Raw genomic sequence first — 13,896 nt, 5'->3', positions numbered from 1 at the left:
TGACACTCTCACGGGGTTAGGGAGAAGACAGTGGTGAGACGGAGCACGTTTCGTTGGTACACGCGTTGTCGGGTCCGTGTGGCGGTCGTGCTGGCTCTGGTGGCGGCGGTTCTGTCGCCGGGCAGTGCCGCCGTCGCCGACATGTCGGATCTCGGCGGGCTGCTCGACCTGACGCGCCCGGGGCTCGGCGCGGTGGCGGCCAAGCTGGCCGCCGGTGATGAAGCGGGCGCCGCGAGCGAGCTCAAGGTGTATTACGCGGGCCGCGCCGACGTCCAGTACCCGGCTCCGGCCGAGGGCCTGGGCGGTGGCGACTCGGGCCCCGACGAACTCGCGGCGGGGATCTTCCGGTTCGGCTCCGAGACTCGCAACTTCTACAACAGCGCCGAGCAGCGGATCGACGTCGACTGGCAGGACCTTTGGGGTGGGACGCAGACCACCCCGGGCGGCGCGCAGACGTTGATGAGCGACTTCACGTTCATGCCCAAACTGACATACGCCTACGTGTCCGAGAGTGACCCGGCAAAGCGTGCGGCGTACGCGGCGGCGTGGATGGACATCTCGCTGGACTTCTTCGCCGACAATCAGAGCTGGCCGCAGGGCCGCAACCTGTCGGCAGCCAAGCGGCTCGCCCAGCTGGTCAGCGCGTTCTCCGTGTTCCGGACCGATCCTGGCATCGACGCGAGCGATCTCGTGGCGTACCTGTCCGGCGTGCACGCCACGACGGACTTCCTCGTCGGCGTGATGCAGATACATGTCGGAAACAACTGGTACGTGTCGATGGCCCGCTCCGTCCACGCGGCAGCCGTGTTCCTGCCCGAGTTCTCGTCATCGCCTGGCTGGGAGTGGTTCGCGGTGCGCTCGGCCGAGCGGTTCCTGCGCGCGCACTTGAAGGGCGACGGTGTGTACCGCGAGCCGGCGTTCAACTATCAGGCATACGTGGCGGATATGCTCAACTCCGTCATAGCAGTCGCGGATGCCAACGGGCGAACCGTTCCTGAGTCGCTCGTCCAGGGGGCGGACTGGATCGCGGATTCGCTGTTCGCGACCCGTCAGCCGAATCTTGAACCCGCGGCGATCGGCGACACGCCGAACAACTACGCGGGTACGTCGGCCATTCGCAGGAGCGGTGTACGCAACTCCTGGCCCGATTTCACCTGGGTCGCCTCCGGCCGAACGCAGGGGACCGCCCCGACGCTGTCGTCCACGGTGTTTCCGATCAGCTTCGCGGTTCAGCGTTCCGGGTGGGACGCCGATGCCCGGTACATGCTGATCAACAACCAGAATTCCAGTTACACCGCCTCGCATCGGCATCCGGACGACCTCAGCCTGGTGATGGCGGCGTACGGGCGTCCGCTGATCGTCGACTCCGGGGTGGGGGACTACAGCGCGACTCCGACGAACGACTGGATGCGCCGTACCACCGAGGCGCACAACACCATCGAGGTCGACGGACGTCCGCAGACCGCCGGCGTCCCCCGCACAACGTCGCTGTGGCGCTCGAACGCGGGCCTCGACATCTACCGCGGTGCGGCGATGGGCTACCGGCCGGTCGAGCACGATCGCGCGGTCTACTTCGTCAAGCCCGGCTTCTGGGTGGTCTCCGACGACCTCACCGGTGACACCGCCGCGCACAAGTACCGGCAGCTCTGGCACTTCCCCGGTGATCCGGTGACCGTCAATCCGACGACGAAGGCCGCCACGGTCGGGTTCGACACCGTGCCCGGAGCCGCACCCGTTGCCGGCGTGCAGCTCATCCCGGTGGCAACGGCCGGCGCCGCGGTAACCCCCAGGGTCCACAAGAATGGCGCCGTACGCGTCGGCGAGCAGGTACTCACCGACGTCGACTACCTGTCGTACGACTGGTCCTCCACCGGGCCGACGGGACTGGACACGGTCGTGGTTCCCGGTGAGCCCGGCGCGGCGCCCTCGGTGACGGCGAAGCGCATCGCCATGCCCGGGGTGAGTCACTCCGTGGCGACGGCGATGGAGATCGCCCTGCCGGACGCGACCGGACGCTTCTACCTTTCGCGCGAGGCGACTCCCTCGTCGAGGGCGTTCGGGGCCGCCACGACCAACGCCGAGACCGCGTACCTCGAGCGTGCTTCGGGCGGCGGGCTCACCAGGTACGCGCTGACCAGAGGGTCGTCGCTGATCGACCAGGACAACACCGTTATCAGCGCATCCGCACCGGTGTCCGATATCAGTGTGGAGCTGCGCGGCACGACCGCCCGGATCTCGCTCGGGGACCCGTTCACCGGCACGCTCTCCATCAACGCGCCGAACGCGAACGCGGTGACGGTGAACGACACCCCGATCGCGTTCACCCGCACAGGCAACCTCATCACCGTGTCACTCGACGAACACTTTGCCCCGGCACCCGTGCTCAACGACGAGTTCGACGATGCCGGCCTGGACCGCACCGTCCATGACTTCAACGGATCCTTTGGCGGCTGGACGCCGGTCCAGGGGACCTGGGCGCTGACCGGCGCACAGCCGGACACGCAGCTGGCACAGACCTCGACTGCGGACATGGTGTCGTTCGCGGCGCTGCACGACGTACCCGATGACGTGGTCATGGCCGCGGACATCGTTCCCGGGGTACGCGGCCAGACGACGGCCCGTACCGGTCTCGCGTTCCGCTACCACGATTCCCGCAACTACTACCGGGCCGAAGTGCTCAACTCCACGTCGGGAGCGACGCTGAAGCTCGTGAAGATATACAACTCGACGACCACGGTTCTCGCGGAGACCGCACTGCCGATCGGCGCCAACGTCCCGCACAAGCTGGTCGTATCCGCGATCGGGAAGCATCTGAGCGCCAAAGTCGGCGATACGTCGATCTCCGCGGACGACGGACAGTTGCCGACGGGTGGTGCCGCCGCCTTCACGCATCGGCGGGCCGCGACCTTCGACAACATCGTGATCAGAGAAGGGCTCGATCAGGCCAGCTGGCGAGGAATAACAGGGTCCGTGTCCGTCGCCTCGGGCAAGTTGCGCCTCACGCCTGCCGGTGGCCGGGCGCACGTACTGGCCGACTCGACACTGCCGACGCGCTTCTCCGAGGCGTGCGACTATGTCGTGGAGACCACGGTCACGATCGACGGATCCGTCGGTAACGCAGGAATCTCGCTGCGAGACACCACGGACGCGTACGGGTATCGGATCCACGTAGGCAAGACGAGCAACCGAACCCAGTACGCGAGCATCATCCGCGAGGCTCACGCGTCGGGTCCCGTCACAGTGGCCAAGGCATCCATCAGCAACCCGTTGACAGGTCCCGTGCGACTGGGTGCGGCGATTCACGGCGACCGCATCACCGTGACGTTGAACGGCGTTGAGATCCTGAAGGGTCGCGACACCGTTGTGCGCAGCGGCGGCGTCGGGCTTTACGCATCCACGGAGAGCTCGTTCAAGAACGTCACTGTCGCTCGGTCCTGCGGGGGGCGGTAGCGCCTGCGGCCAAGTCGCCCCCCGGCGCCGGCAACCGCTGGGACCACCACGACTAAGTGGTCTCTCTTGTGACGACCTTGCGCTGCACGATGGAGAAGAAGATCTCCACTTGGTTCAGCCAGGAGGCGTGCACGGGCGTGTGGATCATCACCGCGTTGGGGGAGCGGTCGGCCAGCCGGTCGGCGGCGGCCCTGCCACAGTTAGAGGAGCCGTTGTCCACGATCCAGAACACCCGCTTGGCCGAGGCATACGGCTCCTGGGTCATGACCTGTTCGACCAGGTCCATGAACGCACGATGCCGGTCTTGGGCGAGCAGTTCACCGCATCGCGCGAGTTCACCCTCAACGGCACCGACCACGCCGGCCACCGCGAGCAGGGCAGCATGATCCGCCGCTACATCGCCTGGCGAAACCGCAACACCGATAACCCTCGCCTACGCCGCATCGTCAAGAGGGCAAACGTGGCCTGATGCGGCACTAGCGCCGCTTCGGCCGATCGATCGAGGTCTGTCTGCCTTGCCCACCTGTCCATCATCGGTGAGATCTCTGCGAAGGTCGGCCACGGTCAAGGTCACTGTCTGAAAGGTCCCGCCGACTCACTACGCATCCACCCCTGGTTGTACTCCTCAGGTTGAGGCGGCCTGAAATGTATGCGTGTGGGTGGAGTCAAATGTCCAACTTTGGCTAGACGCTGAAACTGCCCCTTTTTTCTAACATTTGCGCGTCGGCCAGATTCGGCCGGTGAATTCGCTCTTCTCGCCGTCCTCTACTCCCGTCCTCGGTCACCGGCTCAGGGGAGGGTTCTGTGCTGGCAGGAAAAACATCGTTGGCCGCGACGGCGGTCGCCATCTTGATGGCAAACCTCCTCCATGCCCCACCGGCTTACTCGGAGCCGGTCGTCAAAGGGCCGCCGGAGGTCGTCGACGATCAGCCGGTGCGGGGAGAGCGCGTGCCGGTCCGTCCGCGCACCCCCGACCCCGCGACGGGCGAGAGTGCGCCGCGGCCCCGGCGACCGTCCGCGAACGACGCCGCCGTGGTGCACGCGACGGGGAATGCTCAGGTGCGCGTGCTCGGCAGGGGCGCCGCGGCGAAGGCCGGAGTGGGCGGACTGCTGTTCACCGTCGACAGCCCCGGCCCCGCCCAGGTACGGGTGCCCTATGACGGGATCACCCGCGCCTACGGCGGCTCATACGACTCCCGCCTTCGGCTCGTCCGGCTGCCGAGATGCGCGCTGACCACTCCCGACGTGGAGGAGTGCCGCACTGCCACGCCGGTTCACGCGGACAACGACGCCGAATCCAAAACTTTAACCGCCGATATCCCGGCCGGTTCGGCGGTACTCGCCGCCGAAGCCGGTCCCGCGAGCGCGTTCGGCGACTACCGTGCGACGCCGCTGGCCGCGACGGCGACCTGGAACGGCGGGGGGAACTCCGGCGACTTCACCTGGTCGTACCCGATGCGGGTGCCGCCGGTGCCCGGCGGGCTGACCCCGCAGCTGGCGATCGGATACTCCTCCAGTTCGGCGGACGGGCGGACCTCCAGCACCAACAACCAGGCATCGTGGGTGGGCGAGGGATTCGACCTGTGGCCGGGCTACGTCGAGCGCAGCTACAAGGGGTGCGCGGACGACGGGGCACCCAAGAGCAACGACGTGGATCCCGGTGACCAGTGTTGGGCGTACGACAACGCCACCGTCACCTGGAACGGCAAGGGCGGCGAGCTGATCAGGGCCGCTGACGGCACGTGGCGCATGCGCGGCGACGACGGCACCCGGTTCGAGAAGGTGACCGGCACGCACAACGGCGACAACGACGGCGAATACTGGAAAGCCACCACGCCCGACGGCACCCAGTACTTCTTCGGCCGCAACCGTCTGCCCGGCTGGACCTCCGGCCGGGCGGAGACGGCATCGGCCTGGACAGTGCCGGTCTTCGGCAACAACTCCGGCGAACCGTGCCACGACGAGGGCGGGTTCGCGAAGTCGTCGTGTCAGCAGGCGTGGCGGTGGAACCTCGACTACGTCGTCGACACGCACGGCAACGCCATCGCGTACTACTACGAGAAGGAGGGCAATCACTACGGGCGAAACGTCTCCCTGACCGACGATGTCGCCTACGAGCGTGGCGGCCGGCTGAGCCGCATCGAGTACGGCCTGCGCGCCGGCGACCTGTTCGCGCCGCCGCCGGCCAAGGTGGTGTTCGAGACCGCCGAGCGATGCATCCAGGACAGCACGTTCGACTGCGCTCCCGCCAAGATCGCGACCTCACCGGACCGGTGGCCCGACGTGCCATGGGATCAGAACTGCGCCTCGGAGTGCACCAGGAAGGGGCTGATCTCCCCGACGTTCTGGTCCCGTAAGCGGCTCGTCGGCGTCACCACCCAGATCAGGCAGGCGGACGGCGGCTACCGTGACGTCGACACGTGGGCGCTGCGGCACGACTGGGGCGACGCCGACGTCGACAGGGCGCTGCTCCTGCAAGGGATCAAGCACACGGGCAGGGCGGCCGGCACACCGGTGACGCTCCCCGAGGTCACCTTCAACCACGTGCAGTTGAGGAACCGTCTCGACCGCGTCGGTGACGACATCCCGCCGTTCATCAAATACCGGCTCGGCGCGATCTACGACGAGTACGGCGGGCAGATCGAGGTGCAGTATTCCGGCGAGGACTGCACCCTCTCCGCCCTGCCCGCCCCCGAGACCAACACCAAGCGGTGTTTCCCCGCCATCTGGCAGCCCGCCGGGAAGGAAGACCCGATCCAGGACTGGTTCCACAAATACGTCGTCACCAAGGTGATCCGGTCCGACCGCACCGGCCGCGCGCCCGACATGGTGACCAGCTACGACTACCTGGGCGGTGCCGCCTGGCACTTCGCCGACGACGACGGCCTGACCAGGACCAAGGAGAAGACCTGGTCGCAGTGGCGCGGCTACGGCAAGGTCCGGGTGACCACCGGCGGCGACGGCGAGCCGCTCACCTTCGAAGAGCACCTGTACCTCCGCGGCATGAACGGCGACCGGCTCAACGCCGCGGGCGGCGTCAAGAACGTCACCGTCTCCGACGGCGAGGGCGGCACGTACGTCGACAAGGACGCGCTGGCCGGGTTCGAGCTGAAACACACCGTCCACACCGGGCCGGGCGGAGCCGTGCACGACAAGACCGTCAACACCCCCTGGCAGCACGAGACCGCCTCCCGCACCCGCCCCTGGGGCACCTCCGCCGCGGTCCTCACCGGCGTCGCCACCACCCGCACCTGGACCGCCATGGACGGCGGCGCCTGGCGGCAGACCCGCGTCGACACCACGTACGACACCGTGACCGGGGCGCCGACCCAGGTCGACGACCAGGGCGACACCGCCCGCCAGGACGACGACCTGTGCACCCGCACCGAGTACGCGCTCAACGCCGCCGCGTGGATCCGCAGCCTGCCCTCCCGCGTCGAGACCGTCGCCGTCCGCTGCTCCGCCACGCCCACCCGGCCCCGCGAGATCGTCTCCGACGTGCGCACCTTCTACGACGGGGGCGCCTTCGACGCCGCTCCGACCAAGGGAGACGCCACCCGGGTCGAGAAGATCGCGGCACACGACGGCACCACCGCCACCTACGTGCCCTCCGCCCGCACCACGTACGACGACTACGGCCGGGTCACGGCGGTCAAAGACGCGGCCGGCCACACGACCACGACCGCATACACCGAGACCACCGGGCTGACCACGAAGACCACCACCACCAGCCCGCCCGTCACCCCGGGAGACGCCGCCAGCGCGCTCGTCACGACCGAGACCCTGGAGCCCGCGTCCGGCAGGCCCACCGCGCAGACCGACGCGGCCGGGAGCACCACCCACCTCGCCTACGACGCGCTCGGCCGCCTCACCAAAGTCTGGCTGCCCGGCCACGCCACCACGGGCGACCCCGACACCGAGCACATCTACCAAGTGGCAGAGGGCAAGATCGGCGCCGTCACCACCAAGACCCTGACCTCAGCGGGCGGCCCCCGGGTGACCCAGGAGCTGTTCGACGGCCTGCAGCGCCCGCGCCAGACCCAGGTCGAGGGCCCGGACGGCGGCCGGCTCGTCACCGACACCTTCTACGACAGCCGGGGCAACGTCGCCCGCTCCTACCATCTCTACTACGCCGAGGGAGAGCCGGAGCCCGCGCTCTTCGGCGTCGGCACGCCCGGCGACGTCGAGTCGCAGATGACCTACTCCTACGACGGGCTCAACCGGGAGACCGTGCGCCGCTTCCTCACGGGCAGCAACGACGCCCAGGAGAAGTGGCGCGTCACCACCAGCTACGGCGGCGACTGGGTGGCCGTGGACCCGCCCGACGGCGCCACCCCCACGGTCACCGTCACCGACGCCAGGGGTCGCAGGACGGCGCTGCGCCAGCACGACGGCGCGTCCCCGACGGGCCCCTATCAGGCGACGACCTACACCTACACCCCCGCGGGCCAGAAGGCCACGATGCGTGACCCCGGCGGCAACACCTGGTCCTACACCTACGACCTGCGCGGTCGCACGATCAAGGCCGCCGACCCCGACAGCGGCACCACCGTCACGGCCTACGACGACCTGGATCGCCCGGTCAAGACCACCGACGCCAGGGGCCGCACGCTCGTACCGGTCTACGACCCGCTAGGTCGCGTGACCAAGGTTCACGAGGGCTCCGCCACGGGCACCCTCGTGGCGGCTTACACCTACGACACCGTGCGCAAGGGATACCTCACCGCACAGACCCGATACACGGACGGGCGGCCCTACACCGAGCGGATCGACGCCTACGACAGCGCCGGGCGTGCGCTGAAGTACACCCTGGTCATCCCCCAGGAGGAAGGGGCGCTGGCCGGGAGCTACACCTCCACCATCGCCTACAACCCGGACGGCACGGTCCGCAGCCGGGGCTTCCCGGCAGCGGGCGGCCTGCCCGCCGAGAACGTCACGACCACGTACGACGAGCTCTCCCGGCCGACCCGCCTGACGAGCAACCTCGCCAGCTACGTCACCGCCACCTCCTACTCCGCGACGGGACGTCCCCTGCAGTACGAGCTGTCCACCGGCGGCAAGAAGGTGTGGCAGACCTTCACCTACGAGAACGGTACGGGCCGCCTGGCCAGCGCCCGCGCGGAACGCGAGGGCGTGGCCGGGGTGGACCGCGACGCGGCCTACACCTACGACCAGGCCGGGTCCATCACCTCGATCTCGGACGTGTCCCGCTCGGGCACCGACACCCAGTGCTTCACCTATGACCGGTTCCAGCGGCTCCAGCAGGCATGGAGCCAGGCCACGCGGTCCTGCGCCGCCGCTCCGTCGGGTTCCGCCGTCGGCGGGCCGGCCCCGTACTGGCACAGCTACGCCTACGACGTGACCGGCAGCCGCACCCAGGAGGTGCTGCACGGGCTGGACGGCACGGCCGACACCACCCGGTCCTACGCCAACGCCCCCGCGGGCGAAGGCCACCGGCTCGCCTCGGTCACCCAGACCGGTGGCGCGGGCCCGCAGACGGAGACCTTCGGCTACGACGCGGCCGGCAACCTCATCACGCAGGCCACCGGTTCGCAGGACAAGACCTTCACCTGGGACGCGGCAGGCATGCTGGCGAAGGTCTCCGTCGATGACGCCGACACGACCTTCGTCTATTCCGCGACCGACGATCGGCTCATCCGACGGGACGCCGGCGGTAGCACGCTCTATCTGCCCGGCATGGAAGTACGCGTCGCGGCGGGCGCCGCCCTGGCCTCCCAGCTCTCGGCGGTCCGCTACTACACGCACGACGGCCGGACGATGGCGATGCGCTACTCCGCCTCCGGCGTGCGCTTCCTCGTGCCGGACCACCAGGGGACGACACAACTTGCCATCGACGCAGGCAACCAGACCGTCGTCCAACGGCGCCTCACCCCCTTCGGCGCCGAGCGCGGCCAGAGCACGGCGGACTGGCCGGACGAGAAGACCTTCGTCGGCGGCACCGCCGACGACAGCACCGGCCTGACCCATCTCGGTGCCCGCGACTACGACCCGGCGCTCGGCCGTTTCGTCTCCACCGACCCGCTGCTGCTGGACGACCCCCAGCAGATGCACGGCTACAGCTACGCCGGCAACACGCCCGTAACCCTAAGCGACCCGAGCGGCCTCGCGGACTGCGGAGACGCCCGCGTGACGCTCGTGGCGGCCCGCGACTGCAACAGCGACGGCGACTACTTCCCGCCTCCCGGCAATGACCACGACAAGGACCACCACCCGCGCCCCGGTGGAGGTGGCGGTGGCGGTGGCGGATGGAGCGGTGGCGGCGGCGGTGGTGGTGGCCGCGGCGGTGGCGGTGGTGGTGGTGGCGGTTACCACCCGCCGCCCATCGGCCCGGTCCGCATCTGCTCCGGATGGTGCGCCATCAAGGACAAGATCGGCGACTTGGGCGGGGACATCGGCATACCGGACCCACCGGAGCTGCCCATCCTGCCTCGCCCTCCCATCGTGAAGGACCCGTCCAAGTGCAGCCTCACGTCTCCCCTCAGTTGCCTGAAGCCGCCGGATCTCGACTGGACCAAACAGTTCATCGGCGTGCGGTGCGATCGCCTCAGCTGCACCATCGTGTTGCCACGGTCGGTGACGAAGTTCATCAGCGACTTCCTTCAGAGCACGGCAGGCACATACTCGCTGATCGTTGTTTCCAATATCATAACGGCGCTCGTCTGCACCGAAGGCGGCCCTGTCGGTGTCGCCGCCTGCGGTATCGCGGTCAACGTCCTCATCGAGCAGGGCAAGACCTTCTTACGGAAGGCGGCGGAGAACGGGCAATGCGCGGGTGTCACCGTGGTGCTGCCACCGTTCGGGCCCAAGATCCCCACCCGGACCTCCGATCCGGCCGTCTGTCCTCCGTAGCCCTGCCGGCTGATGGCGAGCGCCCACTCCAGGGCGCTCGCCGCAGGAAATGACGCTCACCCGCGCAGCCAAGGAGATTGGAGAGCCACGCCCATGCGAATGCCACCCGGTGGGAGTGCCCGGCGGTTCATGGTGACCGCCCTGGCCGTCTGCCTCGTCTGCATCGCTCCGGTGAGGACGAGCTCCGCGGCGGCCACGGAACCCGAGCCGCCCAGGGGGAGCGCCGTCACCGAGACGGAGGCGGCGCGGGAGGCGCGCTCGTCGGGGCAGCCGGTGGAGGTGCTGGCGCTGCGCGGCGAGTCGCGCGAGGTGCGCGCCCTTCCTTCGGGCACTTTCGAGCTGGTCCAGCACCAGCGTCCGGTCCGCACCCGCAAGGACGGTGCCTGGACCCCGGTGGACCCGGCGCTGACCCGGCTGCCCGGAGGCGGTCTCGGGCCGATCGCCTCGACGGTGGACCTGCGCCTGTCCGAGGGCGGTTCGGGGCCGTTCGTGACGATGGGCAGGGCGGGCCGGACCCTCAGCCTGTCCTGGCCGAAGCCGCTGCCCTCGCCGATGGTGGAGGGCGACACGGCGACGTACCCCGAGGTGCTGCCCGGGGTGGACCTGAGTGTGCGCGCCGACGTCGACGGCTTCTCGCACCTTCTCGTGGTGAAGACGCCGGAGGCGGCGCGCAACCCCGAGCTGGCCCGGCTCAGGCTGAGGACGGAGTCGCCTGAGCTGGACCTCGCAGCCGACGCCGCCGGCGTGCTGCGCGCCACCGACAAGGTGACCGGCGGCGAGGTGTTCGAGGCGCCCGCGCCGCTGATGTGGGACTCCGGACCGCCGGCCGTGGGCCTGCTGTCGGACGGCCAGGCACGGGAGGCGGGACCCGTCGAGGGCTCCCGCGTCGAGCGGGTGGGCGTCGGCCTGGCGCGGGGCGAGCTGGCCCTCGTTCCCGACCGTGACCTACTGACCGACCCCGGCACCCACTTCCCCGTCTACATCGACCCGGTGTGGAAGACGGTGGGGGAGGCGGCGAGGCTCATGGTCTCCAGCGGCTACCCCACCACGACGTACTACAACTGGTCGGGCACGCAGGGCGTGGGCCTGTGCGACGTCCAGTTCGACGGGGCCTGCGTCAAGGACCAGAAGAAGCGGCTGTTCTTCCGCATGCCGATCGGTGCCATCGCGGGGAAGGTCGTGCTGTCCGCGGAGTTCATCGCCTACGAGACGCACGCCTACAACTGCTCCAACCCCACGTCGGTCCAGCTCTGGCACGCCAGTGGCTTCGGCTCCAGCTCGACCTGGAACAGCACCGACGACAACTGGATCAAGCATCTGACCTCGCGTGACGTGGCGTACTGCTCCCGCACCCCCGTCGAGTTCGGCGGCAGCGCCCTGCTGGCCGCCGTGAAGGCCGCGGTCACCAAGAAGGACGCCAACATCTACTTCGGGCTGCGCGCGTACTCCGAATCGACGATGGCCTGGTGGAAACGCTTCGCCACGGACGCCGACCTGCGCATCCAGTACAACACCCCGCCGCCGCAGCCGCTGATGAAGAACCTGTCCATGAGCCCGGGCGGGCCGTGCGTCTCCTCACCGGCGCCCACGGTCAACCAGCCGCCGATCATGTACGCCGTGCTGACCGACCCCGACTCGGGATCGGCGGCCAAGCTGCAGGCCCAGTTCCGCATCCTCTGGGACAACAACGCCGGCGTGTGGGACTCGCCGCTAACGGAGGCCAAGACGACCGGCTCGACGTTCCAGATGTCCGCGCCCCCGACGATCCCGCAGAACAAGCTGCTGGGCTGGCACGTCCGCGCCTGGGACGGCTACCAGTGGAGCCCGTGGAGCTCGGCGGGCGAGGCGACGGGCTGCTACTTCTCCTACGACGCGGCCGCCCCGCCGCCGCCGTCGCTGACCTCGGCCGACTACCCTCCATCCAACCCGGACGACCCCGACGACCCCTGGTACGACGGCGTGGGCCGCTACGGCTCCTTCACCGTCAGCACGACGCAGAGCGACGTGACCCGCTACTGGGTCGGGATCAACACGACGCCCACGTCGGCGGGCGAATACCGCCCGGCCACCCCCGGCGGCCCCGTCACCATCCAGGTGGCACCGACGAGGGCGGGCGTGAACTTCCTTTACGTCAAAGCGCTCGACGCGGCGGGCAACGCCAGCGCGCCCACCACGTACATGTTCCGCGTCAACGCCGGCGCCGCCCCCCGGGCGCACTGGACGCTGGACGAGCAGACCGGGGCCACCTCGCTGTCGGCCACCGTGCGCCCGGGCACCGCAGCGGTCTCCACGCACGTCTCCGGCGGCGTGACGCTAGGGGCGGACGGCCAGGTCGGCACCGCGATGCGCGGCGACGGCACGACGGGGTACGCCGAGACGTCCGGGCCCGTCATCGACACCTCCAAGACCTACTCGGTGGCCGCCTGGGTCAAGCTCGCGCACACCAACGGCTTCGCCACCGTCGTCAACCAGGACGGCAACGTGGTCAGCGGCTTCTACCTGCAGTACGTCCACGACGACAACCGATGGTCGTTCAGCCTGAGCAACGCCGACGCGGTGCAGGGCGGGGTGCGGGTGCGGTCCGTCGCGCCGCCGGAGGCCGGCGAGTGGACCCACCTGCTGGGCGTGTACGACGCGGTGGCCAGGACCGCCCGCCTGTACGTCAACGGCGTGCTCCAGGAGGAGAAACCGTTCACCGTGACCTGGAACGCCGCCGGCCCGATGGCCATCGGCCGCGCGATGCACAACGGCGCCAAAGTGGACTTCTTCCCCGGCGAGATCGACGACGTCCAGGTCTTCGACCGGCTGGTCGGCGCGGAGGAGGCCGCTGACCTGTTCAGCCACCACCCCGTGCTCGCCGGCCGCTGGACGCTCAACTCCGACGGGCAGGACGGAACCGGCCACGGCCGCCACCTCACCATGGCCGGCGACGCTCACGTCGATCAGGTGGGCTGGCTGGGCTCCCCGCCGGGCGCCCTGGTCCTGGACGGAGCCGGCGACCACGCCGCGACGGCCGGTCCCGTGGTGTCCACCAGCCGCAGCTTCACCGTCGCCGGCTGGGTGACCGCCGCGGGCAGGCCCACGGCCCGGTCGGCCGTCTTCTCGCAGGGGGGCGCCGTCAACAGCGGCTTCACTGTGCGCTACGACCCCTCCGCCGCAGGTGGCGCGGGTGGCTGGCAGGTGGAGATGCCGGACTCCGACATCTCCGGCGCGGTGGCGCAGCGCGCGGAGAACTCCGCCTACCAGAGCCAGCTCGCATGGGACCACGTGGCTATCGTCTACGACTCCTTCGCCGACGTCCTGCGTCTGTACGTCAACGGTTGGCTCGAGGAGACCGAGGAGCGGGTCTCGGCCCGCTGGCACACGATCGGCTTCGACGCCACCGGCCCGTTCCAGTTGGGCCGCTCGAAGACGGCGGGTACGTGGAGCGAGTACTGGTCCGGAGTGATCGACGACGTGTGGGCCTTCTCCGGAGTGCTCAGCCAGGAGCAGCTCCAGATCCTCGCGGGATATACGGAACTCCCGTCCGACTCTCCCTTCTGACCCTCCCAGATCGACCGCTCCGGGCCCGGTGTC

Annotated in this window: 5 protein-coding genes; 4 read left to right on the top strand and 1 reads right to left on the bottom strand. The window is 69.4% G+C overall.

Translation table 11 applies throughout. The annotated features are described in order from the left end of the window. The first annotated feature begins 78 nt into the window (after positions 1 to 78). Positions 79 to 3,450 (top strand): alginate lyase family protein, encoded by a 3,372-nt coding sequence (locus tag ABGA98_RS18595; protein ID WP_347619576.1) that lies wholly within the window; start codon positions 79 to 81, stop codon positions 3,448 to 3,450. Between the two features lie 52 nt (positions 3,451 to 3,502). On the opposite strand, the gene ABGA98_RS18590 is transcribed toward ABGA98_RS18595, so the two are convergent. Beyond that, positions 3,503 to 3,736, bottom strand: coding sequence for a hypothetical protein (locus ABGA98_RS18590; RefSeq protein WP_347619575.1), 234 nt, complete (start codon positions 3,734 to 3,736; stop codon positions 3,503 to 3,505). Positions 3,737 to 3,754: 18 nt separating this feature from the next. Here ABGA98_RS18590 and ABGA98_RS18585 point away from each other — a divergent pair, with 18 nt between their 5' ends. From ABGA98_RS18585 to ABGA98_RS18575, 3 genes are all read left to right on the top strand, one after another. Then, positions 3,755 to 3,919 carry a hypothetical protein gene (locus ABGA98_RS18585; protein ID WP_347619574.1) on the top strand — a complete coding sequence of 55 codons (165 nt, stop codon included), beginning with the start codon at positions 3,755 to 3,757 and terminating at the stop codon, positions 3,917 to 3,919. 479 nt (positions 3,920 to 4,398) lie between these two features. Then, positions 4,399 to 10,320, top strand: a complete 5,922-nt coding sequence (locus ABGA98_RS18580) for an RHS repeat-associated core domain-containing protein (protein ID WP_347619573.1) — start codon at positions 4,399 to 4,401, stop codon at positions 10,318 to 10,320. Between the two features lie 93 nt (positions 10,321 to 10,413). After that, complete coding sequence (locus ABGA98_RS18575) at positions 10,414 to 13,863, top strand: LamG domain-containing protein (RefSeq protein WP_347619572.1); 3,450 nt, start codon at positions 10,414 to 10,416, stop codon at positions 13,861 to 13,863. Positions 13,864 to 13,896 lie beyond the last annotated feature (33 nt).

Origin of the sequence: Nonomuraea sp. B1E8 (assembly GCF_039871515.1) — a bacterium.
Classification (GTDB): Bacteria; Actinomycetota; Actinomycetes; order Streptosporangiales; family Streptosporangiaceae; genus Nonomuraea.
The sequence above is the reverse complement of the archived record's forward strand: the minus strand, read 5'-3'. Positions and strand labels throughout refer to the sequence as shown.

What these genes read in the sequence shown, in the direction of transcription:
- ABGA98_RS18575 (WP_347619572.1), top strand. Translation starts at nt 10,414, where the DNA reads ATGCGAATGCCACCCGGTGGGAGTGCCCGGCGGTTCATGGTGACCGCC.
- ABGA98_RS18590 (WP_347619575.1), bottom strand. Translation starts at nt 3,736, where the DNA reads ATGGACCTGGTCGAACAGGTCATGACCCAGGAGCCGTATGCCTCGGCC.